Source organism: Fundicoccus sp. Sow4_H7, assembly GCF_052115865.1.
In the GTDB taxonomy this organism is placed as follows: domain Bacteria; phylum Bacillota; class Bacilli; order Lactobacillales; family Aerococcaceae; genus Fundicoccus_A.
On the sequence record NZ_JBQKME010000003.1, the window covers coordinates 157348 to 181145 of the forward strand.

A 23798-nucleotide genomic window follows, 5' to 3' on the forward strand; every position below is an offset into this window, starting at 1 on the left:
TCAAGTTAGGGGGATTATGTGAAACAAAAAAATGCAAATTTCTACCGTCAAATTTTACAATACATTCGAACGAATCCACGTAATAGCATTTTAATTGTTTTATTAATCATTTTTGGCTATTTTGGGATTAACGATTTAGAAGATACATCCGTTCAAAACAATCAAACAGAAATAAGCACTCCTGTAGCATTTGATGGATCTAATTATAATGTTTTACCAAAAGAACAAAAGATTCCAGCTGAATTCGTATCGGCTAGAGATGGTGATACGATTGTTGTTTCAGTAAATGGTCATGAAATTAACGTTCGCTATTTGATTATTGATACACCTGAAATGAATTATGATACGGGAAATCCAGATCCATATGCTGAAGAAGCCTTAGAAGCAAATCTTGACTATTTGACACAAGCAGATCAAATTTATTTAGAATTTGATGTTGGACCATTTACAGACAATTATAATCGTGCTTTAGCCTATGTTTATGCCGATGATATTTTTGTTAACGAAGCTCTCGTTGCGGATGGATTAGCGACAGTCCGCTATTTAAATCCGCCAAATGTCTCGAAAGAACCAGAATTACGAAAAGCTGAATCCCAAGCCCAAAAAAAACAAATAAATATTTGGAAATAGCGATAAAATAAATATCTACAGTCATATATTAGATTGAAATGAGAATTTTTAATTTTAACTGTTGACATTCTAATTTTTACCCCTTATAATCACATTAACAATTAAATATAACTTTATTACTTTGAAGAGAAGAGTAGTTTATCAAAACAGATAAGAGAGCCCCCCAATGGTGAGAAAGGGCATTGTGAAAATAAATGAAGATGAGCTCGGAGTTACTAATAGGTTAACGCCTATTAGTCGGTCGCAACCGTTATATTGCCAGGTTTCATAGGAACTGTTGAGGTGTTGTTTGTGAGAACAACATAAATTTGGGTGGTAACACGGAAATATTTTCGTCCCTTTGTGAATTGCAATACTTTGTATTGTTCACAAAGGGACTTTTTTTATTGAAAAAATTATTTATTAAAAGGGGAATATTAATGAGTCATTATGAAAAAATTGAAAATATAGTTGCAGATCGTTTAGAAGAATATCAAGGATTAGCACTGGCCATACACGATAAACCAGAAGTGAGCAATTATGAGTTTTTTGCCTGTGAAACTCTTTCTAATCAACTGAAAAGAGAAGGTTTTGACGTCAAAGTTGATGTTGCTGGACATCGAACAGGTTTTGATGCACGTTATAAAAGTGATAAAGAAGGACCAACGATTGTCTTTCTAGCAGAATATGATGCTTTACCCGGTATTGGGCATGCTTGTGGCCATAATTTGTTTGGAACAACTTCATCATTAGCAGCCGTAGCGTTAAAAAATGTAATTGATGAAATTGGTGGAGAAGTTCGGGTTTATGGGACACCTGGTGAAGAAGGTGGCGAAAATGGGAGTGCTAAAGGAAGTTTTGTAAGAGAAGGCTTTTTAGATGATGTTGATGCTGCTCTATGTGTGCATCCAGGCTACAAAAACGGTTTAACAGGCTTATCTCTAGCCAATGATCCGGTAGACGTAGAGTTTTTTGGTAAAGCCTCACATGCTTCAGGAGCGCCAGAAAAAGGAATCAATGCTTTAGATGCAATTATATCAGTCTATAATAATGCGAATGCACTACGTCAGCACTTAACAGACGATGTTCGTATTCATGGTGTGATTACTCATGGTGGAGATGTTGCCAATGTGGTACCTGACTATGCTAGTGCACGCTTTTACTTACGTGCCGCGAATCGAACTACTTTAAATGACTTATATCAAAAATTTGAAAATATTGTTAAGGCAGCGGCCTTAGCAACAGGAGCAACATACAAATTTGGACTTTTTCAAAATAGTGTCGATAATACTATTCCAACTCCTAGTTTTGATGCTATTTATGCCAAACATTTACGTAGTTATGGACACGAAGTCGAAGCGAACAAATTAGAAAAGGGTGCTGGTTCAACGGATGTTGGAAATATTAGTCAAGTTGTTCCTACGATTCAACCACACATTAGTATTTCCGATGAATATATTGCAGGTCATAGTATTGAATTTAAAGAAGCGGCTCGAAGTGAAAAAGGTTTGGCTTCCATTCAATTAGGGGCGAATGTATTAGCTAAAACAGCTTACGATTTAATTACTGACAAAGACTTGCTAGAAAGTATTAAAACTGAGCACCAAAGCCAATTAGATAAACAAGTAGCGGGAGAAGCATTATGATTGAATTAATAAATGTGAGTAAAACCTTTTCAACTAAGCAGGGGACAGTCACCGCGGTTCAAAAGGTTAATTTAAAAATTGAAACAGGCGATATTTACGGGATTATTGGCTACAGTGGTGCTGGAAAGAGTACTTTAGTTCGCTGTATGAATCTGTTGGAGCGACCGGAAACGGGTCAGATCATTGTAGATGGAGAAGACCTCATGGTATTTCCAGAAAAGCAACTACGACAAAAACGCCATAAAATCGGAATGATTTTTCAGCATTTTAATTTGTTGAATGCACGAACTGTTTTTGATAATGTGGCATTTCCTTTACAATATCAACAATTTACTAAAAAAGAGATTCGACAAAAAGTCGAAGACCTCCTTAAATTAGTAGGTTTAGCAGATAAAGCCAAAGCTTATCCATCACAGTTATCGGGTGGGCAAAAACAATGAGTGGCTATAGCCCGTGCTTTAGCAAATGATCCAAGCATTTTACTGTGTGATGAAGCGACTTCGGCGTTAGATCCACAAACAACGCAATCGATCTTAACTCTATTGAAAGATTTAAATAAAAAGCTCAATTTAACGATTGTGATTATTACGCATGAAATGCAAGTCGTTAAATCAATCTGTAATAAAGTTGCTATTATGGACGACGGTTACGTAGTAGAAAAAGGTTCTGTCTTAGATGTTTTTGTTAATCCAAGAGAAGCTATTACAAAAGATTTCATTAATAGTGTCAATAACACATCTAAGATTGATGAATTACTCCAAAACAATTCAGAAATTGTTAACTTGGAAGCTAACCAACGCATCATTCGCTTTGATTTTTATGGAAGGAATACAAAAGAAGCCTTAATTTCTGAAGCTTCGCAGCGATTTAATGTCAAGGCTAGCATTATATTTGCCAACGTAGATGTCGTACAGGAAACCGTTATTGGTAGCTTAGTTGTTATTTTAGACGGCGATCCAATGATGCAGAATCAAGCTCTCGAATTTCTTTCAAACCAACAAATACGAGTGGAGGTTTTAAAAAATGTCGACAACATTACAAGAATTAGCGCCTAATTTGTTTGATTTTTGGGATGAATTTATAAAAAGTATTATCGAAACATTGCAAATGTTTGGAATTGCAGGGATTATTTCCTTTGTCTTAGGCATATTTTTCGGCGTTATTTTCGTTATTACAAAACCCAACGGCATAACCCCTAACCGCCTAATAAATAACAGCATTGATTTCTTTGTCAATATTTTTCGTTCAATCCCATTTATCATTTTGATTGCCTTTATGATTCCTTTTACCCGAGCCATTGCTGGCACTTCCATTGGGGTAAGAGGTGCCATATTCCCCTTAGTCTTGGGATGTGTGCCTTTTTTTACACGTCAAATCGACTTAGCCTTATCATCAATTGATCCAGGGTTAATTGAAGCAGCACAAGCCATGGGGGTTTCAAATCTTGGCATTATATTCAGAATATATTTACCAGAATCCATCCCTTCCATTGCAAGGTCAACAACAATTACAGCTATCAGCCTTTTGGGCTTAACCGCTATGGGAGGAGCAGTTGGAGCAGGCGGTATTGGATCTTTTGTTTTACGATATGGATACCAAAGATATTACAATGATATTATGATCGTTTGTATTTTATTAATTTTGATTTTTGTTTTAATCATTCAACTAATTGGCGATTTCATTATTGCGATTACGACTCACTAATAATATGACATTTAAGGAGATATTTATTATGAAAAAAATTATTTTGACTTTAGTTGTTAGTTTGATTGCTGTATTTTCTGTATTTGGGACGAATATTCATGCTCAAGAAGAGATCAATGTGCGAATCGGCTTAACAGGTTCCGATTCAAAAGTTTGGAATCATATTAAGGAAGAAGCAGCCAAAGAGGGGATTAATTTAGAATTACTGTATTTTGATAGTTATCCTTTGCCTAATCGTGCTTTAGCTGAAGGTGAGATTGAGATTAATGCTTTTCAACATCATATTTATTTAGAAAAAGAAATTGAAGAGTTTGATTATGATTTAACCGTTATTGGTGAAACAGTTTTTGCTCCACTAGCGATATATTCAGATAATATTAAAGATTTATCAGAGGTTGAAGATGGGGCGAAGGTAGCAATTCCTGATGATACAACCAATGGAGGACGTTCATTAAAATTATTAGAAAAGCATGGTTTTATTGAGTTGGATCCAGATGCAGAATTAACGCCAACGATTAAAGATATTACCAATTATTTGGTAGATATTGAAATTATAGAATTAGGTGCAACCAACATTCCTGCTACTTTAGCGGATGTGACCTTTGCTGCCGTTAACTCTGGTGTTGCTTCAAATGCCGGCTTAACGATTGACCAAGCATTGGCTGTTGAAGAAGCGATTGCAGGTGAAAATCCATATATCAATGTGATTGTAGTTAGAACTGAAGATAAGGATAATGACGTTTATAAGCGTTTAGTTGAGTTATATCAAACAGATGCGGTAAAAGATATTATAAAAGAAGAATCTAATGGAACTTCTGTTCCAGCTTGGGATTAGTTTCGTCATTTGAGCGAATTCTTTGAATTTAAAATGGCTATCACTTATTATTAGAATAGAATGATAGAAAAGGAGATGTTACATTTGAAAAAATCATTAATTAAATATCTTTTAGTTTCGATGAGTGCTTTGTCACTAATAGCTTATTCGCCTTATTATGCGAATGCACAAGATGATACGGAAGAATCTACAGAGGAAGTGGTAGATGAATCAGAAGAAACTACTGATGAAGAAGCAAGTACTGAAGAAACAGATGCTCAAGAAGAAGCTGAGTCTACTGCAGATGATGCTGAAGGATTAGACATTATTACAAAAGCAGACCTATTAGCTGCTAATGGTCAAGATGGAAATCCTGCATATGTTGCTGTATTTGGGTATGTGTATGATGTCACTGACAATGAAGCTTGGGAAGGCGGCGAACATAATGGAGCTAAAGCAGGAACAGATGCTTCAGCTGATTTTGTCGCATCACCACATGCTCAAGATTTGTTAGCGGGATTAGAACGCGTAGGTATTTACGGTGATTGGGAAATTTCTAATGATTTATTAGCTAATTTCAACGGTGAAAATGAAGATCTTCCTATCTTAGTCGCTGTCAGAGGAACAGTTTATGATATGACAGATATCGGTTCATGGGAAGGTGGCGAACATAATGGGGTTAAAGCGGGTACAGATGCTACAGAAGCATTTTCAGACCAGTCTCCACATGAAGATGAACTATTAGCCAGCTTAAAAGTTGTCGGTCGTCATATTGATTTTGTATTCTCAGAAGAAGAATTAGCAAGCTTTAATGGTCAAGATGGTAAGCCAGCTTATATTGCTGTAGATGGTACAGTTTATGATGTGACAAACTTTGATGCTTGGGAAGGTGGCGAACACCAAGGTCAAGTAACCGCTGGTACAGATGCTAGCGAAATCTTTACCAACGATTCACCGCATGATACAGCATTCTTAGAAGTTTTACCTGTTGCAGGTAAATTTGAATAATTTCTTGTCAATAATTAACCATAATCATTCTCCCTTTTTAAGTGAATGATTATGGTTTTTTTTTATAAATATTTCTGGAATTAGTTTTGACTTAATGGATTGATTTTAAGAGTTGATTTTTTAAGAAATAGTACAATTAGAAATAGGATAAAGGCGGTTACTGCAATCATCGAAGAAATGGATGTGTTTAAAAAAACAGCTAAGTTGTAACCGATAAGAGTATTAATAATACCAAATACAATAGAAACGCCAATGAAACTAGCAAATCGTGACGTAACTAAGCGAGCTGTCATCGTTGGAGCAGCCATTAATGCAGTAACAAGAATAGACCCGATGCTCTCAAACGATATAACAGCTGTTAATGACACAAGACTCATCACTATAAAATCAAGTAATTTAATATTTATTCCAATTGACTGAGCAAATACGGGATCAAATAAGCGTATTTTTAGTGGTTTATAGAAAATAAGAATAAATGAAAAGTTAATTAGAGCAATCGTTAATCCTTGTACAAAAGCAAGAGGGAGACTGATACCCAATAGGTCAATTCTTTTTAAAGGCGTTAATTCAACTTGTCCTAAAAGAACCATATCAATGTCTAAATGAACATTGGTGAAATATTTTGAAATGATTATAACAGCAATAGAAAAAAAGAAGGGAAATATTAATCCGATTGAAGCATCGTTTTCAACTAAACCAGTTTTTGTTAATCCTTCGATTGAAATGACTGTAAATAATCCAAAAGCTGCTGCTCCTATTATTAACCAAGGTGAAGAAAAATCTCGGGTAACTAGGTAAGCTAGCACAATACCTAACAAGATTGTATGTGAAATAGCATCAGCCGTCATTAAACTTTCACGTAAAAGCAACAAGCTACCAATCAAACTATTTGCGATTGAAACGATTATTAAAACATATAATATTTGAATCATAAGCTAGCTCCTTTTTTATGCTTTCTAAGAGCAATAACAATCGAAGACAAACTAATCAGTGTTAGTACAATGATAATCATGGGCCCTGTTGCAATTTTTGGGACAGTTGTACTAATTAATGTTCCAACAAATGCGGCTATCATACCAATGATTCCACTCAAAATAATCATCTGAGGATATTTATTGGTCCATTGTCTAGCGGCTACAGCGGGTGAAACCAGCATACTACTAATAAGAATTGCACCTACAGCCTGTAAACCAACTACAATTAAAAGCAAATTTAATAGTAAAAGAAGTTGGCTAATTTGACGGCTATTAATACCAATGGATTCAGCAAAAACTTTATCAAATAAAATGATTTTAATTTTAGGATACATGAGCACAAAAATAAATAATATTAAAACACAGCATATAGCAATTATAATAACATCAAAGCGCATTAAATAGGCAGCTTGTCCCATTATATATGAATCTAAACCGGCAAAATTGACACTTTGAAATTGCGGGTTATTTTGCACAATACTATATAAAAGTAGTCCAAGACTGAAAAAAGAAGACAATACAAGGGCTAGAATACTTTCATAGGCAAATGATGTATATTTTTGGATCCATTGGATAATCCAAAATGCTAGTAAACCAATCAATAATGCACCCAGTAACAATACAAGGGTTTGTCGTGTTTGAAAAAGCATAAAAGCGATGATGATGCCTGGATAAACAGCATGTCCAATGGTATCGCCTAATTGACTTTGTCTTTCAATCACAATGGTTGTCCCAATCACACCAGAAGTAAAACCTAATATCATAGTTCCTAAAGCAACTACCCAAAAGAAATAATCAAATGTCATTATCTATTTTCTCCTTTCAGCTTGAAGGAGGGGATGGATAATGTCTTTAGATCCATAAAAAGTTTTATTAATATTTTCTGCTGTAAATATTGTAGCAGTTGGACCATAGGCAACAAGGGTTTTATTTAATAAAATGACGGAATCAAAATAATTTGTGACAGTATTTAAATCATGGTGAACCGTAATGGAAGTCTTGCCATTTTGTTGAAATTCACGCAATTGATCCATAATTAATTTTTCACTATGCATATCAACACCTGCTAAAGGTTCGTCTAATAAATATAAATCCGCATCTTGCGCAATCGCTCGTGCGATAAAGACACGCTGTTTTTGACCACCTGATAATTGATTGATGTTGCGGTTTTTAATATTTTCCAATTCCATTTGTTGAATGGCTTGATTTACTTTTTTATATTGTAGAGGTGAGATTGTTTGAAAAAGCCATCGATTTGAACTAATCCCCATTAAAATAACATCATAAACAGTTGTTGGAAAATTCCAATTAACTTGTGCTGTTTGTGGAATATAGGCGATGCGCTTGAGTACACTTTTGCTATTTTGACCGAAAATTGTTAGTTTGTCATGTTGATTCGGAATCAAATTCATGATTGCTTTTATAAGCGTTGATTTTCCAGCCCCATTTGGTCCAATGATAGCTGTTCTGACATTAGCAGGGATATTTAATGTGATCGCATCAATAGCTCGGTTTTCTTGATAATTAACGGTTAAATTTTTAATTGAAATAATGGTATCCATTGTATTATTCCTCTCTAAATATTGTTATTAGTGATTATTTTGTTAGATTATCAATGATTAAGTTCACATTATGCTGAAACATTTCAATAAAGTTATCATTTTCTTGTCCGATTGGAGCCAATGAATCTGAATACAATTCTGAACCTTGACCAGCTACAATCACCACTTCAAATCCTTTTTCTGCAATGCCCTCTTTTAATTTATTTAAGGTTTGAGGATTGGAAGTTGTATCCATGAATAGGGCCGGGACTTCGTTTTCGACAACAAAGTTCACAGTCTGAATAATTTGATCATTTGAAACTTCAGATTGTGTACTTATTCCTTGAGGTGCATAAACTTGAAAATCGAATGCTTCTGCAAAGTAAGTAAAGGCATCATGAGGTGTTACTAAAATACGATTTTCTAATGCTAATTCACCTACTCGCTCCTCTGCCCATTGGTTTAGCTCATCTAATTCATCGAGATAACGTTGAGCATTATTATGATATAATTCTTGATTTTCTGGAATTTCTTCAGTTAAAACTCTAGTTATCTCTTCAACCGACTGTTTATATAAGTCTAAATTAAACCAATAATGGGGGTCGACATCTTGTCCGCCATCAACATAAATTAATGCTTCAGAATCAAAATTTTCAGTAGCAGCATAGCCATAATCTGCTAATACTTCTGCCATCTGCGCTTCGAAGTGAAAGCCGTGATAAAGTATGATGTCCGCATTTAAAATTTTGTCCAAATCTCCAGCTAATGGGGTATATAAATGGGGATCACTTCCAGCTGGAATAATCAGTTCAATTGAAACTGTGTCAGCTGTAATTTTTTTAACTATGTCGTAAATAAAACTCGTTGTTACCGTTACATTTGGTTTTTCTTGTCCATAAGCAATTGAATAAGGGGATATGATTAGACTCAAGAATAATAATGACAGTACTTTAATTAATTTCATCGTCTTCCTCCAATTAAAGTTTTTTAGGTTAACCTAAAATCATTATAACAAAAAGAATTCGCAAATCAATAGGCGCGCCTAAAAAATATCTATTTTGTTTAAAGCATCAAAACGTGATAAAATATGTAAAGAATAGTAAGAGAGGTGTTAGGATGTCTCAAAGTCGTGAAGATTACATCAAGTTTATTTATGAAAATGGAAAAGGTGAGTATGTTTCTAATAAATCGATTGCTGTGGGACTTGGGATAGCTCCACCTTCTGTCAGTGAAATGATTTCAAAATTATCCGCTGAACATTTGGTTGATTACAGACCTTATCATGGCGCAACATTAACTACAGCAGGAGAAAAAATGGCCGTTGATTTAATACGTAAGCATGAAATTTGGGAGTATTTTTTAGAAACCAAATTAAATTATACAAAAGAGGAAGTCCATCAGTTAGCGGAAATTTTAGAACATGTAACGCCCATTGATCTAGCAAACCGCTTAGCAAACTATATTAATTATCCAGAAAAATAAGTAACAGGAGTTATTCCTGTTATTTTTTTTGCTCCTATAAACGACTTTACTTTTATTCAATCTAGAGTTGTTTTATAATATAAACAAGAATAATGTTTACGCTTACAATGAAAAGGAGGTTTTAAGCATGGCAAATATTTATCATAATATTTTAATACCTGTAGATGGATCACAACAATCAATCGATGCTTTTAAAAAAGGGGTAGAATTAGCTAAAGAATTAGAAAGCCAAGTTTATTTAGTTAGAGTTTTAAAAGAAAAAAGAAATGATGCATTACTGGAGAATCGAGAAACATTTTTTGCTTCACTAGAAAGATATGCCAATAGTATCGGTGTTGCAATTAATAAAGAAATTGTTTATGGCGACCCACGTAAAGAAATTTCAACACATCTGATCGAAAGATGGGACATTGATTTAATCGTCATGGGTGCAACAGGTAAAGGTCGTATAGAAAAGATGACCTTGGGATCAATTACTGATTATGTCGTTCGGAATGCTAAATGTGCTGTTTTAATCGGTCGATAATCAACTTATATTAAAATAAGATTAAAAATGTTGACATTTAAAACCATATAACTTATCATATTCTCAATTAAGTAATTGAATTTTGTTTTTTTGATGAGGGACAAAGAGATAGGGACCTATTTTGACAAGAGAGTTTGCGGTAGCTGAAAAGCAAATCTGAGTAGCCTATGAAGACACAGCCAGCATCCAAAATATTAATTACCGTTTGCTACGTTATCGCTACAGTTTACGTAAACTGAATGAGATGGTAGTTGTGAAGCTATCATGAATAAAGGTGGAACCACGTTTTGACGTCCTTTAATTCCTAGATGGAATTAAAGGGCGTTTTTTCGTCCTCCTGTTGGCCGTTACTTTGTCAAAAACAAAATTAAAGTGGGGAATTCAAAATGAAAAATATGATAAAAATTATAGTAATGTCTTTAGCGGTTTTCTTAATGGCTCAAGTTAATGTTTTAGCTCAAAGTAATAAGGTGATAGATCCTGATGTTCCTGTGGTGATTGGGTTTGATGATACCTTTGCACCATTTGGTTTTAAAAATGAAGCAGGTGAATATGTCGGGTTTGATTTAGAGTTAGCATCAGAGATATTTGGTCAGATGGGGATTGAATATTCTTTTCAACCGATTGATTGGAGTATGAAAGAAACGGAATTGAATACGGGGAATATTGATATGATTTGGAATGGTTATTCGATTACGGAAGAGCGCGAAAAAGTGGTTTTATTCTCCATGCCATATATCGAAAATCGTCAGATTATTATCGTAGCAGCTGATAGTGATATTCAATCAAAAGAAGATTTAATGGGTAAATCATTAGCAACGCAAGAGCAATCAGCTTCATTAGAAGTAATTCTGGCTGATGAGGAGTTTGTTAATACTTTAGGCAACGATCCGGTTACTTATGCGACTTTTGTGGAAGTTTTTAGTGATCTAAATAATGGTCGTGTTGACGCTATCGTAGTAGATGAAACATTAGCTAGTTACTTTTTAGAGCAATCAGGTGATGGTGCAAATTATCGTATATTAGAAGAAAATTTTGGTGAAGAAGAGTATGGGGTTGGTTTTCGTAAATCTGATGCCGCTTTTGTTGAAGAATTTAACGATATATTAAGTGAAATGATTGAAGATGGACGATTTGCGGAAATTAAATCAAATTGGTTTACAGAAATTGAAGCAGAATAAGGTATTTATGTGATTGAAAAGGAGTGATCGAATGATTGAATCATTGTATATGTTTGAACCGTTATTTGAAGGATTTAAAATAACCATCCAATTTTTTGTTTTAACTTTGATTGGTAGTATTCCATTGGCATTAGTCTTGGCTTTACTAGAACAACGAATGCCATTATGGTTTAAACGAATTATTCGAATCTATGTGTATCTTTTTAGAGGCACTCCTTTATTATTACAAATGATGTTTGTCTTTTTTGGTTTACCTTTTGTCGGCATTGTTCTAGGTCGTTTTGAATCTGCTTTAATAACATTAATCATTAATTATGCGGCTTATTTTGTTGAAATTTTTCGTGGTGGACTTAATGCCATTCCAGATGGACAATATGAAGCAATAAAAGTTCTATCCATTGACCCCTGGACCGGACTTAATCGAGTTATATTACCGCAATTATGGCAAATAGTGTTGCCTTCTGTTGGAAATGAAGTGATTAGTTTAATTAAAGATACCTCACTGATTTACATTTTAGGTTTAGATGAGTTACTGAAAGCAGGGCGTACATTAGCTAATCAAAATGCTAGTTTATTACCATTTTTATATGTTGGGGTTATTTATTTGGTGTTTACAGGCATTACAAGTTGGCTATTGCAAAAAATTGAAGAAAAAATTGCGAATTGAGGTGGTTAGCTATGAGTTTAGTCGTGCGAAATCTTTCGAAAGGTTTTGGGGATAATCAGATAATTCATGATTATAGTTTTGAAGTAACTAGAAATGCAATTACCATCGTTTTGGGAGAGTCTGGAAGTGGAAAAACAACTTTATTAAGAATGATTAACCATTTGGAAACAGTCGATACTGGAAGCATTGAACTAGATGAAGCAATTTTAGTAAAAGATGGCCAATATCAACCAGCTTCCATGATAAAAAATTATCAACAAAAAATCAGTTTGGTATTCCAAGACTATCAACTATTCCCTCATTTAACGGTGATGGAAAATTTACTATTGGCTCCTTTATCGAATAAATACGACCAATTAGAAAATTTATTTGTAAGAGCTAATGCGTTATTAGTTCAAATGGGATTAGATGGTAAGGAAAATGCTAAACCAAGTCAATTATCAGGGGGACAAAAACAAAGGGTTGCGATTGCTCGTGCAATGATGATGAACCCTAGCTTATTATGTTTTGATGAACCGACTTCAGCGTTAGATGATCGAACAGTATCAAAGGTTGCAGAATTAATTTTACAATTAAAGGAGCAGGGGATAATGATTTTAATCATTACCCATGATCGGACTTTAGTTGAATTATTATCGGAGCATGCGAAGGTGATTGAATCCAGCTCTTTTATCTAAGAAAAAACAGGCAATGAGTCAATCATTCTCATTGCCTGTTTGAATTCATATTTATTCCATTAATGTAAAAACAAATTGTTTTTCATCAACTAATTGACCGGTTGTTTCGGTATTAAAATTCCAAATGACAAATTCATTGTGTCTAACGAACAATGAAGTAGAATTGTTTGAATAAACTGGATTCATCACATCGATTCGGAAGGTTGGAACCCCATAATCTTTATAAAAATCTAATTTAACGTACTCATATTCATCTTTTAAGGATAATTCGGTTAAATTACCACGGTTAATGATATCAAGGTATTTTTGCATATGATGCTTATCAACATAATCTGCAGGTGCAATTTCATTATTTAAAATGATAGAAAACATGTCTTCTGATATGATAATACGATCGATTATCGAATCTTCTTCTTGAAGTTCGTATTGTCCATAATATTCACTTACATCGTTTGTCGCTGCAACAACCGTTTGGTATGTATTGAAAGAGAGTGTTAATAGGAGCAAAACAACAAATGTCAGTTGACATTTAAGATTCTTCATAATAAATATCTCCCTTTTTTTGTTATTTAATCTTTCTTATGTTAATCTGTAACCTAATAGCTTAATAAAGACAAATATAAAATTGCTTTCTCACCTCTTTTAGTTAGATTTAACATCAAATAATTGAAAGCGTTATTAAATTTGATATTAATTAAAATTATAAAAAAAAGAAATTGTAAGGGAAATCTATTTATTTCTATTAATAAGTTAATAGTGTTAGAAATTGCTATTGTTTGATATGATATATTTGTTTATATAGCTAGGATAGTATAGATAATTAAAGGAGACTTTCAAAATGTTATATAAATCAACATACGAATCACCATTAGGTGAAATAATTTTACTAGTTGAAGATGCATTTATTCGTGGATTATGGTTTTCTGATCAAAAATACATGGGTGCTAGATATGATTTAAATGAAATTAAAGAAGAAGAAAATGAAACCATTTTAAAGGTTAAAAACTGGCTAGATTTGTATTTTAATGGAGATAATCCATCAATCGAAGAATTAAATTTAGCTCCTGAAACAACCGCTTATCGCAAAAGAGTCCTAGATAATTTAAAGATGGTTCCTTTTGGACACTTAATTACATATAAAGAGATAAATGAAAAGTTAAGCAATGATTCAATAGGAAGTGCAAGTTCAGCTAGGGCAGTAGGGGGCGCTGTAGGCCATAATCCTATATCTATTATTATACCTTGCCATCGTGTCGTTGGAAGTAATGGTGATCTGACTGGTTATGCAGGTGGCATAGATAGAAAGATTAAATTATTGGAACTAGAAGGTTTAGAATTAACTACAAATAAATAATTCATTTAATGAATAAAGCTTTCTTGCGGTATCATGATAATTATCAAATATTTGTTTGACTTATTTTATGAATACCGTTACAATTTAGTTAACCGGTTTCCATGAAGGAGGAAAATATGTCAAAAGATATAACGATTCAAGATGTTGCTAAAAAAGTTGGCGTTTCTAAAACAACTATATCCCGTTATTTAAATGGGCATTTTGCTAATATGAGTATTGAAACTAAACAACATATAAAAGCAGTCATCGAAGAATTAAATTATCGTCCAAATCGTCAAGCTCAATCACTTAAATCGAAGAAAAGTTATTTACTTGGATTGATCGTTGCTGACATTGAAAATCCTTACTCTGGTTACTGGATTAAAGCCATGCAAGAATCATTGGCAAATACTGACTATCAATTGATGATTATGACCTCGAATAATTCGATTGAAAAAGAAAGAAATAATCTACTAAAACTATTAGACCAAAATATCGATGGCCTAATGTTACAAGCAGTGACCATGGATGTAAACCAATATCAATTCTTAGTGGATACGAATATTCCGATAGTTTTAATTGATCGAACCATCCATAGTGATTTATGGCCAGCAATCATGTCTGATAACTTTGAAATGACGCGAAAATTAGGTTTGGAAATTGTTCATAAAGGCTATGAAAGAATTATTCATGTAAGTGAAGCGATATTTGATGTAAGTCCACGTTTGGAACGTTATCAATCGTTAAAACAAGTTGCATTTGAAAATCAATTAGAATTCATTCCATTAGAAAAATTAGATAAAAATAACTTTATTAATGATTTTATGGCTAACTTTAATCCTCTTGAAAAACGAACAGTTTTTTTTGGAGCTAACGGTACGATCTTATCAGAAATTATTAAATCATTACGTAAATATCAATTTAAATTTCCGAAAGACTGTGGCATTTGTGGATTTGATGACTTAATGATTGGAGAAGTGATTGAACCAGCTTTAACTGTTATAAGCCAAAAACCTGAATTAATTGGTAAAAAAGCAATAGAAGAATTATTGGATATTATAGGCGGAAGTCATAAAAATGAAAACATCTATATTCCATCTCACATCCATCTTAGAGATTCCCTCTGATGGATATATTTTAAACTGTTAGTTAACCGGTAAACATAAAGTGAAATAAATAATATAAAATTAGGAGGCGTTTTATTATGGGTAAAGTTGTAACCGTTGGAGAACCAATGGCATTATTTGTAGCAAATGAGGAAGGTCCATTAGAATCTGTTAATTCATATACTAGGTATATTGCAGGTGCTGAAATTAATGTGTCGGTTGGCGTTAATCGTTTAGGACATGACATTGAATATGTGACACAAATAGGTAACGATCCATTTGGAAAACATATTGCTGCTTTTCTAGAAAAAGAAGGTATCGGCACAAGCTATAGTCGTTTTTATGACGGTGCACCAACTGGACTTCAATTAAAGGCAAAAGATACTGAAAATGACCCGGAAGTATTTTATATGAGAAAAAATTCAGCTGCATCAAAAATACCTTTTGAATTAAGTAACGAAGTGAATTTAGATGATGTAGATGTATTGCATATTTCAGGCGTATTTTTAGCAGTTAACGATGAAACATATCGATTCGCTAAAAACTTAATTGAACGTGCAAAAGAAAAAGAAATTACAATCGTATTTGACCCTAATTTAAGACCTGTTTTATGGGGTTCAACTGAAAAAATGATCAAAGGGATCAATGACATAGCCTTTCTCGCAGACTATGTATTACCTGGTATTAGTGAAGGGGAAATCTTAACAGGATCAAATAATCCAGATGAAATTGCGAAGTTTTATTTAAGTCATGGTGTTACTGGAATTATTATCAAAAATGGTTCGGATGGATGTTTAGCTTATACCAAGGAAAATGATGTAACTCATAAAACAGTATCTGCTGGATTTAAACTGGATAAAATTGTAGATACTGTAGGAGCTGGAGATGGTTTTGCCGTTGGTGTCGTTACAGGATTAATTGAAGGACTTTCTCTTGATAAAATTTTAGAAAGAGCCAATGCAATTGGAGCTATTCAAGTAAGTCATATTTCTGATAATGAAGGTTTACCAACACCAGAAGAACTTGCTGAATTTATTAAGAATCAGTCAAACTAAATAACAAATAAAAAAGTGCTAATGGGGAATGAATCCATTAGCACATTTTTTTAATAAAAGAGTAGGGTAACTTCATTAATAAATATCATATTTAGAATTATGATTAACTTAGCCCTATAATTAATTCTTTATAAATATCAAAGAAAGCGAAATAATAATCTTTGTAAACATAATCATCTACTTTAAGAGCCCTTTTTGTTTCACCATGTCCAAACATAATGAAAGGGAAGTCCTCATTTTTATCACGTAATAAATTCGAGGCATCTATTACACCTGGAGAACTTTCAACATCATATCTTCTGAGTCACTTTGTGGCTCTTTTTTATTGCTAGTATTTTTTTATACTCATAACATAAAACCACAAAACTTTATGGGATTTATTCACATCTATTAAATCATCATAACCGCACAAAAAGTACATCAAGAAGAGATATCTTAAATTACTAAAAAATTCACTGATGTATATTATGTGTTGAATATAATTCATTTACAGATTATTTATTTATAACATGAATGTAGAAGTGTTATATGGAATTAAAAAAATACAAATTAGTTATATTGAGAAACAAATTCATATTAATTGTGAAGGAGTGTATAATCTATATTGTATCTAAAAAAGTAGTGTAGAGAAAATAATGATAAAAATATTATTCATGAAAAATAATCTCGTCATTCTGCTTCTTTTGCTGTTGAGTATATTATCGATATTTGTTGGTGTGAATAAACTATCGATTGGTGATTTTTTGCAAACTAGTTCAATAGAATGGAATATTATAGTAACTACTCGATTGCCTCGAACGATAAGTTTAATACTTGCAGTAGCAACACTAGCCTTGTCAGGACTATTGATGCAACAATTAACACAAAACAAATTTACATCTCTATCAACTGTTGGAACAATGCAAAGTGCTCGTTTAGGCCTCTTGGTATCATTTTTGTTTTTCCAAAGGAATCGATCCTTAACCGAGCGACATTTGCTTTAGTTTTTGCGATAGTAGGTACGCTCATTTTTGTCGTTCTTTTATATTGAGTTCGACTTAAAAATCTATTGTTGTACCAATTATTGGTATTATGTTTGGAAATATTATTTCATCTTTAGGAACCTATATTACAGTGGGATTTAGTACAAAGTATATTAGCTTGGTTGCAAGTCAATTTTTCTTTAATAAGTTCTAATAATCATCAGCTAATTTTATTATCATTACTGTCTATGATTGGAAATATTATTGGTGCATATTATTTTTCAGTTATGGGTTTAGGAAAAAATTTCGTTATTCAATTAGGGGATACCTATGGAAAGATTATATTTATTGGTGTTTTTTTTATTTCATTTGGTGCAACAGTTGTTTTATTAACCGTTGGGACTATTCCGTTCTTAGGATAATCATCCCTAATATGGTTTCTTTGTTTAAAGGCGACTACTTTAAACATAATTTATTTTATGTAACAAATTACGATGCTATTTTCATTTTAGTGTGTGATATCTTATCAAGAATTATACTTTTTCCTTATGAAATTCCGGTAAGCGTTATTGTTAGAATAATTGGTAGTGCATTGTTCATTTATCTATTATTGAGAGGTGAACTTTCATGAAAAGGAGAAATAATTCTTATGTCATACTTGCAGTTTTGTTATTTTTAGGGATTTTCAGCAGCTTATTTTCTAGTTGCAATCTGCATTAGTATTGCAACTATTCCCTTCCAAACAATGACGGAAAATCATATACTTACACCTAGTATAAAATGAATTAACCCTAAAAGCCGATGAATCTGGGATGAGAGCCATAATGCCGATGTACAATGAAGGATTATTACCGGTTTTTGGTAATGGCCCACTCTTTAGCCATGTATACGATGATTTTGGGTTTATTGTCACTGATGAGAATATTTAGGTCTCAAATCATGGAATGCAGATTTCATATGAATATACTGTTGAACAAGATCCTAATGTCATCTTTGTTTTAGAACGTTCAACTGCTATATCAACAAATGATAGGAGCTCAAATGCTTCAAGTTTTGACAAAAATCCATTAATTCAACAAATTACAGCATATCAAAATAATCAGATTCATTATTTAACTCCAGATTCATGGTATTTAAGTAATCGTGGTGTTCAAGCTTACAAACAAATGATAGCTGATGTGGCAACTGTGTTTGAATAATTTAATCAAAATAAATAGATAAGAGGGATGTAGAGTGACAACTTTAGAAATCAAAAATTTACACGTTTTAATTGAGGATAAAAAAATCTTAAAGGGTTTCAATCTTACTGTAAAAACAGGTGAAATTCACGCTATTATGGGACCAAATGGCACGGGAAAATCAACCTTAGCAGCTGCTATTATGGGACATCCATCCGTTGAAATTACGGAAGGAGAAATCTGGTTTGATGGTATGAATGTTTTAGAGTTAGAAGTGGATGAAAGAGCTCGTGCTGGTCTTTTTCTAGCTGTACAGTACCCAAGTGAAATTCCTGGTGTAACTAATGCTGAATTTTTACGTGCATCAATTAATGCACGACGTGATGAAGGGGATAAGATCAGTATTAGAGATTTCATAGAAAAGTTAGATAATAAAATGGCGATTTTAGACATGCCGGAAGAAATGGCTGAAAGATACTTAAACGAAGGTTTTTCTGGTGGGGAGAAAAAGCGGAATGAAATTCTACAGTTATTAATGATTGAACCAAAGTTTGCTATTTTAGATGAAATTGATTCAGGATTAGACATCGATGCTTTACAAGTCGTTTCAAAAGGAATAAATGAAATGCGGGGTGATGATTTTGGTTCAATCATTATCACACACTATCAAAGACTATTAAATTTTGTCATTCCTGATTTTGTTCATATTGTAATGGATGGACGTATCGTAAAAAGTGGCGATGCTTCCCTTGCAAAACAACTTGAAAAAGAAGGATATAAAGGAATTGCTGATGACTTAGGATTAAATGTTGCGATGGAAGAGTGAGGAGGGGAACATGACAGAAATTAATACTTTTGACAAACACCAAAAAATAGTAAGCAACCTTTCTATGAAATTAAATGAACCAGACTGGCTACTAAACTATCGACTCAATGCACTTATGGCGATAGATGAATTGGATCTTCCAAAAATCGAGCGTATTAACTACTCAAATTGGGATTTATGGAATGCTTCAATAGTCCAAAAACAATTTAATGAATGGAATTTTGCAATTGAAAAGCAAAGACATTCTCAAAGTGACGAGGGGATATTAGTTCTAGATTTTGAACAAGCTTTTTCAAATCATAAAGATTTGTTTAAAGAGATTTATAGGAAGTCTGATTTTATCAAAAACGACAATTTATTTAATGCTTTCACAATGGCATTCTTGACAGATAGTCTATTTATTTACATTCCTGAAAATTATCATTCAAATAAGGCTCTTGAGTTATCTTTTATTCTTAATAACGAAATTTCTAATCGACAAGTATTGATTTATGCAACAGCCAACTCATCAGTAGAAATCATTGAGAAATATATAAATAGAGAAAACGAAGTAGATTTTAAAGCAAATATATTTATTCAAATACTAGCAGACACAGGAGCAAACGTTCAATATTCTGCTTTAGATCAGTTTGGAAAGAATACAACAGCATTTATTCAAAGAACTGCAAAAATAAGTAAAGATGCGGTTGTCAATTGGGCATTAGGTGCAATGAGTGACGGAAATGTTATTGAAAATGTGTATGTAAATCTAGATGGCCAAGGGTCATCTTCAGATGTAAAAACAGTTGCTATCACTTATGAAAACCAAACCCAAGGATTAAATATCAACATTACAAATATTGGTAGAAATACTGAGGGAAATATTTTTCAACATGGCGTAGCTTTAGATAAATCAACTCTAAGCTTTAATGGTATCGGAAATATATTGAGAAATTCGAAAAATAGTGATGCTCAACAAAAATCACGTGTCTTGATGTTATCTGATGAAGCAAGGGCGGATGCTAATCCGATATTATTAATTGATGAATATGAGGTACAAGCCGGTCATGCTGCTTCTGTCAGTCGAGTGGATCAAGAACAACTCTATTACTTAATGAGTAGGGGACTTGAGAAAAAACAAGCTGAGAAGTTAATGATTCGTGGTTTCTTAGGCATCGTATTATCCGAAATTTCAATTGAAGAAGTTCGACAAGAATTAATCGATACTATTGAAAGAAAGTTGGCTAAATATGACGATTGATTGGACTAACGTACGTGAAGATTTTCCAATTTTAAAACGGAAAATAAATGATCAATCATTAATTTATTTTGACAATGCGGCGACTACTCAAAAGCCAAAACAAGTAATAGATGCAATAACGAATTACTATCAGAACTATAATGCAAATGTTTATCGTGGTGTACACACTCTTTCAGGAGAAGCTACGCAAGTCTATGAAGATGTTCGCGAAAAAGTTTCTAAATTTATCGGAGCTAAACAAAAAGAAGAAATTATTTTTACAAGAGGTACAACTTCTAGCTTAAATTATTTAGCTAAAAGTCTAGCTTCAAAAATCAAAGCGGGTGATGAGATCTTACTCACCTATATGGAACACCATTCCAATATTATTCCTTGGCAACAATTAGCAAAGGAAAAAAATGCTAATTTAGTTTATGTTCAATTAACCAATGACGGAAAAATAGATATAGAAGACTATAGAAAAAAATTAAATACTAGAACAAAAATTGTTGCTTTTACTCATGTTTCAAATATCTTAGGTACGATAAATCCAGTTCAAGAAATGACAAAAATTGCTAATGAAAAAGGGGCCATCGTAATTGTAGATGGAGCTCAAGCTGTTCCTCATTTTGAAGTAAATGTTCAAGCACTTGATGTAGATTTTTATGTGTTTTCGGGACATAAGATGTTAGGGCCAACTGGAATAGGTGTTCTATATGGAAAAATGCAATGGTTAGAGGCAATTGAACCAGCGGAATTTGGTGGAGAAATGATTGAGTTTGTACAAGAATACAAAAGTACTTGGGCAGCAATTCCAAAGAAATTTGAAGCGGGAACGCCGAACATTTCGGGCGCAATTGGATTAGGAGCAGCTATTGACTACTTAAATACATTAGGTATGAAAAATATTAAAGCGTATGAAGATAGTTTATTTAAATATTTATATGAAAGTTTGCTAGATATTGATGGCCTTAAAATCTATGGACCTGATGATTTATGTGAACGATCAGGAGTTATTTCATTCAATCTAGATGATATTCATCCTCATGACTTATCGACGGCTCTAGATTTAGAAGGGATCGCAATTAGAGCAGGGCATCATTGTGGACAGCTTTTAATGCGACAGTTAAATGTTGTCGCAACTTCTCGTATAAGTTTATATTTTTATAATACAAAAAAAGAAATTAATCAGACGATACAAGCTTTAAGAAATGCAAAGGAGTTTTTCAACGGATGAGACCTAAACGCTTAGAGATGCTCTATCGAACGTTGATAAAAGAGCATTCTAAAAATCCAAGCAATAAAAGAACATTAGAAGATACCACTGGAGAATTCGAACTGTTTAATCCGTCTTGTGGAGACCTAGTCCTCGTCCAATTCAAATTAGAAGGTGGAGTTATTACAGATGTTAGCTTTCAAGGACAAGGATGTGCGATTTCAATAGCTAGTGCTAGTATGATGACAGAAATCATGAAGGGAAAAACTTTGGTTGAAGCCCAAAACTTAATCAATACATTTTATGATTTAGTCAAAGGAAATGAAGAAATCGATATAAAACCTTTGAAAGATGCTGTTTATTTACAGGGTGTATCTAAATTTCCCACAAGAATTCGTTGCGCAACGCTATCTTGGCATGCATTAGAAGAAGGAATAGAGGAAGTAGAAAAAGAATAAAGCTAGAAGGAGAGTCAGCGTAGAGATGCATGAAAATGTACCAACTAGAAGTGAATACCAATATGGTTTTCATGATGATATTGAATCTTTGTATGATACAGGGAAAGGTTTATCTGAAGAGATTGTTCGGGATATTTCAGCTAGAAAAAATGAACCAGAATGGATGCTGAACTATCGATTAAAAGCTTATAAACATTTTTTAGACCGTCCAATGCCCACATGGGGAGCTGACTTATCAGATATTGATTTTGACGATTATACATTTTATAGAAAACCATCTACAGGACCAGCACGTACATGGGATGAAGTACCAGAAAAAATCAAAAAGACATTTGATCGACTAGGAATTCCAGAGGCCGAACGTGCTTATCTTGCAGGGACGGGTGCACAATATGAATCTGAAGTTGTTTATCATAACTTAAAAACGGAATATGAAAAATTAGGAATTGTTTTTATGGATACAGATACTGCATTACAAGAATATCCAGAAATTTTTAAAGAATATTTTGGAACGCTTGTACCTTATGATGATAATAAATTGGCCGCTTTAAATGCAGCCGTTTGGTCTGGTGGAACTTTTATTTATGTCCCTAAAAATGTCCGTGTAGAAGTACCCGTTCAAATGTATTTTCGTATAAATGAAGCGTCGATGGGGCAATTTGAACGGACTTTAATTGTAGTGGAAGAGGGGGCGAGTGTAAATTACGTTGAAGGTTGTACAGCCCCTACATTTTCAGCGAGCTCCTTACATGCAGCAACTGTAGAGATTATTGTTAAAAAGGATGCATATTGTAGATATACAACCATTCAAAATTGGTCCGATAATGTTTATAATTTAGTCACAAAAAGAGCAGTTGCTGAAGAAGGTGCAACGGTTGAATGGATTGACGGAAACATCGGTGCAAAAATAACAATGAAATATCCAAGTATTTTCTTAAAAGGTCAAGGTTCCAAAGGAACAGTGACAACGATGGCAATGGCAGGAAAAGGACAAGTACAAGATACGGGAACAAAAATTTATCATCTTGCACCAAATACATCAAGTAACATTATTTCAAAGTCAATAGCGCGTGATGGTGGATCTGTAAATTATCGCGGTCAAATTTATGTTGCAAAGAATGCACTCAATTCAGATTCCCATATTGAGTGTGACACTATTATTTTAGATGGAGAGTCAACTTCAGATACGATTCCATATAATGAAATTCATAATTCGCATGTTAATTTAGAACATGAAGCAAAAGTATCTAAAATTTCAGAAGAACAACTTTATTACCTAATGAGTAGAGGCCTAAGTGAACAAAAAGCTACGGAAATGATTGTCATGGGATTTGTTGAACCTGTTTCAAAAGAGCTGCCTTTAGTATATGCGGTTGAATTGAATCGTTTAATTAGTTTTGAGATGGAAGGGTCTGTGGGGTAACAATTAAGTCATTGCTTGAAACCTTTATATTAAAGTGTTTCGAGCTTTTTTTAGGATTTCCATTAATTAGTTCAACCACTATTTGCAAAAAGAAACAAATTATTTATATGATCAAAATCTGCATTTTGAGTGGATTTGATTGATTTTAGTTACAAATAAATGAAAGTGATTGATTAGTGGTAGCTTTTGGTGT

General features: G+C 33.3%; 27 protein-coding genes, 1 pseudogene and 1 other annotated feature. Of the genes and pseudogenes, 23 read left to right on the forward strand and 5 right to left on the reverse strand.

Going from position 1 to position 23798, the window contains the following annotated elements:
• The first annotated feature begins 18 nt into the window (after nt 1-18).
• The 6 genes and pseudogenes from ACTQ54_RS04805 (at nt 19) to ACTQ54_RS04830 (ending at nt 5781) form a co-directional block, all read left to right on the forward strand.
• Complete coding sequence (locus ACTQ54_RS04805) at nt 19-630, forward strand: thermonuclease family protein (protein WP_441755023.1); 612 nt, start codon at nt 19-21, stop codon at nt 628-630.
• Between the two features lie 112 nt (nt 631-742).
• Nucleotides 743-973 (forward strand) — a binding site (T-box leader).
• 76 nt (nt 974-1049) lie between these two features.
• Nucleotides 1050-2255, forward strand: a complete 1206-nt coding sequence (locus ACTQ54_RS04810) for a M20 family metallopeptidase (protein WP_441755024.1) — start codon at nt 1050-1052, stop codon at nt 2253-2255.
• Nucleotides 2252-3310: pseudogene (locus tag ACTQ54_RS04815) on the forward strand (methionine ABC transporter ATP-binding protein). Before ACTQ54_RS04810 ends, ACTQ54_RS04815 begins: the two are co-directional and overlap by 4 nt.
• On the forward strand, nt 3279-3959 hold the full coding sequence (locus tag ACTQ54_RS04820; RefSeq protein ID WP_441755025.1) for a methionine ABC transporter permease: 681 nt from the start codon (nt 3279-3281) through the stop codon (nt 3957-3959). Before ACTQ54_RS04815 ends, ACTQ54_RS04820 begins: the two are co-directional and overlap by 32 nt.
• Nucleotides 3960-3987: 28 nt before the next feature.
• Nucleotides 3988-4794 carry a MetQ/NlpA family ABC transporter substrate-binding protein gene (locus tag ACTQ54_RS04825; RefSeq protein ID WP_441755026.1) on the forward strand — a complete coding sequence of 269 codons (807 nt, stop codon included), beginning with the start codon at nt 3988-3990 and terminating at the stop codon, nt 4792-4794.
• A gap of 84 nt (nt 4795-4878) precedes the next feature.
• The gene (locus ACTQ54_RS04830) at nt 4879-5781 is read left to right on the forward strand and encodes a cytochrome b5 domain-containing protein (protein WP_441755027.1); all 903 of its coding nucleotides are present in this window, start codon (nt 4879-4881) and stop codon (nt 5779-5781) included.
• An 80-nt stretch (nt 5782-5861) separates the two neighbouring features.
• Here ACTQ54_RS04830 and ACTQ54_RS04835 read toward each other — a convergent pair whose 3' ends face one another.
• From ACTQ54_RS04835 to ACTQ54_RS04850, 4 genes are read right to left on the reverse strand one after another with little or no spacing between them, the layout of a single operon-like run.
• A complete protein-coding gene (locus ACTQ54_RS04835) occupies nt 5862-6713 on the reverse strand; it encodes a metal ABC transporter permease (RefSeq protein ID WP_441755028.1) in 852 nt (283 codons plus the stop codon).
• Entirely contained in the window at nt 6710-7561 is an 852-nt protein-coding gene (locus ACTQ54_RS04840) for a metal ABC transporter permease (protein ID WP_441755029.1), read from the reverse strand. The genes ACTQ54_RS04835 and ACTQ54_RS04840 overlap by 4 nt, the downstream gene beginning before the upstream one ends.
• 3 nt (nt 7562-7564) lie before the next feature.
• Complete coding sequence (locus tag ACTQ54_RS04845) at nt 7565-8317, reverse strand: metal ABC transporter ATP-binding protein (RefSeq protein WP_441755030.1); 753 nt, start codon at nt 8315-8317, stop codon at nt 7565-7567.
• A 34-nt stretch (nt 8318-8351) separates the two neighbouring features.
• Entirely contained in the window at nt 8352-9260 is a 909-nt protein-coding gene (locus ACTQ54_RS04850; protein ID WP_441755031.1) for a metal ABC transporter solute-binding protein, Zn/Mn family, read from the reverse strand.
• Nucleotides 9261-9412: 152 nt separating this feature from the next.
• Here ACTQ54_RS04850 and ACTQ54_RS04855 point away from each other — a divergent pair, with 152 nt between their 5' ends.
• The 5 genes from ACTQ54_RS04855 (at nt 9413) to ACTQ54_RS04875 (ending at nt 12829) form a co-directional block, all read left to right on the forward strand.
• Nucleotides 9413-9778: a metal-dependent transcriptional regulator gene (locus ACTQ54_RS04855; RefSeq protein WP_441755032.1), complete on the forward strand. Its 366-nt coding sequence runs from the start codon at nt 9413-9415 to the stop codon at nt 9776-9778.
• Between the two features lie 127 nt (nt 9779-9905).
• The gene (locus tag ACTQ54_RS04860) at nt 9906-10304 is read left to right on the forward strand and encodes a universal stress protein (RefSeq protein WP_441755033.1); all 399 of its coding nucleotides are present in this window, start codon (nt 9906-9908) and stop codon (nt 10302-10304) included.
• A gap of 386 nt (nt 10305-10690) precedes the next feature.
• Nucleotides 10691-11485 (forward strand): amino acid ABC transporter substrate-binding protein, encoded by a 795-nt coding sequence (locus tag ACTQ54_RS04865; protein ID WP_441755034.1) that lies wholly within the window; start codon nt 10691-10693, stop codon nt 11483-11485.
• A 31-nt stretch (nt 11486-11516) separates the two neighbouring features.
• Complete coding sequence (locus ACTQ54_RS04870) at nt 11517-12152, forward strand: amino acid ABC transporter permease (protein WP_441755035.1); 636 nt, start codon at nt 11517-11519, stop codon at nt 12150-12152.
• Nucleotides 12153-12163: 11 nt separating this feature from the next.
• Entirely contained in the window at nt 12164-12829 is a 666-nt protein-coding gene (locus ACTQ54_RS04875; RefSeq protein ID WP_441755036.1) for an ATP-binding cassette domain-containing protein, read from the forward strand.
• Between the two features lie 51 nt (nt 12830-12880).
• Here the strand turns inward: ACTQ54_RS04875 and ACTQ54_RS04880 are convergent, their stop codons facing one another.
• Nucleotides 12881-13372 (reverse strand): hypothetical protein, encoded by a 492-nt coding sequence (locus ACTQ54_RS04880; RefSeq protein ID WP_441755037.1) that lies wholly within the window; start codon nt 13370-13372, stop codon nt 12881-12883.
• Between the two features lie 295 nt (nt 13373-13667).
• On the opposite strand from ACTQ54_RS04880, the gene ACTQ54_RS04885 reads away from it, so the two are divergent.
• The 12 genes from ACTQ54_RS04885 to sufB all read left to right on the forward strand — a co-directional run bounded on the left by ACTQ54_RS04885 (nt 13668) and on the right by sufB (nt 23605).
• The gene (locus tag ACTQ54_RS04885) at nt 13668-14183 is read left to right on the forward strand and encodes a methylated-DNA--[protein]-cysteine S-methyltransferase (protein WP_441755038.1); all 516 of its coding nucleotides are present in this window, start codon (nt 13668-13670) and stop codon (nt 14181-14183) included.
• 116 nt (nt 14184-14299) lie between these two features.
• Nucleotides 14300-15289 carry a LacI family DNA-binding transcriptional regulator gene (locus ACTQ54_RS04890; RefSeq protein WP_441755039.1) on the forward strand — a complete coding sequence of 330 codons (990 nt, stop codon included), beginning with the start codon at nt 14300-14302 and terminating at the stop codon, nt 15287-15289.
• Nucleotides 15290-15366: 77 nt separating this feature from the next.
• A complete protein-coding gene (locus ACTQ54_RS04895) occupies nt 15367-16323 on the forward strand; it encodes a sugar kinase (RefSeq protein ID WP_441755040.1) in 957 nt (318 codons plus the stop codon).
• A gap of 653 nt (nt 16324-16976) precedes the next feature.
• The gene (locus tag ACTQ54_RS04900) at nt 16977-17306 is read left to right on the forward strand and encodes an iron chelate uptake ABC transporter family permease subunit (protein WP_441755084.1); all 330 of its coding nucleotides are present in this window, start codon (nt 16977-16979) and stop codon (nt 17304-17306) included.
• A gap of 227 nt (nt 17307-17533) precedes the next feature.
• The gene (locus ACTQ54_RS04905) at nt 17534-17707 is read left to right on the forward strand and encodes a hypothetical protein (RefSeq protein ID WP_441755041.1); all 174 of its coding nucleotides are present in this window, start codon (nt 17534-17536) and stop codon (nt 17705-17707) included.
• A gap of 11 nt (nt 17708-17718) precedes the next feature.
• Nucleotides 17719-17916 carry an iron chelate uptake ABC transporter family permease subunit gene (locus tag ACTQ54_RS04910; RefSeq protein ID WP_441755042.1) on the forward strand — a complete coding sequence of 66 codons (198 nt, stop codon included), beginning with the start codon at nt 17719-17721 and terminating at the stop codon, nt 17914-17916.
• Nucleotides 17917-18229: 313 nt separating this feature from the next.
• Nucleotides 18230-18484, forward strand: coding sequence for an ABC transporter substrate-binding protein (locus ACTQ54_RS04915; RefSeq protein ID WP_441755043.1), 255 nt, complete (start codon nt 18230-18232; stop codon nt 18482-18484).
• 34 nt (nt 18485-18518) lie between these two features.
• Nucleotides 18519-19289, forward strand: coding sequence for a Fe-S cluster assembly ATPase SufC (gene sufC / locus ACTQ54_RS04920; protein WP_441755044.1), 771 nt, complete (start codon nt 18519-18521; stop codon nt 19287-19289).
• A gap of 10 nt (nt 19290-19299) precedes the next feature.
• Nucleotides 19300-20529: a Fe-S cluster assembly protein SufD gene (gene sufD / locus ACTQ54_RS04925; protein ID WP_441755045.1), complete on the forward strand. Its 1230-nt coding sequence runs from the start codon at nt 19300-19302 to the stop codon at nt 20527-20529.
• Nucleotides 20519-21745 (forward strand): cysteine desulfurase, encoded by a 1227-nt coding sequence (locus ACTQ54_RS04930; RefSeq protein ID WP_441755046.1) that lies wholly within the window; start codon nt 20519-20521, stop codon nt 21743-21745. Before sufD ends, ACTQ54_RS04930 begins: the two co-directional genes overlap by 11 nt.
• Nucleotides 21742-22182: a Fe-S cluster assembly sulfur transfer protein SufU gene (gene sufU, locus ACTQ54_RS04935; RefSeq protein WP_441755047.1), complete on the forward strand. Its 441-nt coding sequence runs from the start codon at nt 21742-21744 to the stop codon at nt 22180-22182. The genes ACTQ54_RS04930 and sufU overlap by 4 nt, the downstream gene beginning before the upstream one ends.
• A 25-nt stretch (nt 22183-22207) precedes the next feature.
• The gene (gene sufB, locus ACTQ54_RS04940) at nt 22208-23605 is read left to right on the forward strand and encodes a Fe-S cluster assembly protein SufB (protein ID WP_441755048.1); all 1398 of its coding nucleotides are present in this window, start codon (nt 22208-22210) and stop codon (nt 23603-23605) included.
• Nucleotides 23606-23798 lie beyond the last annotated feature (193 nt).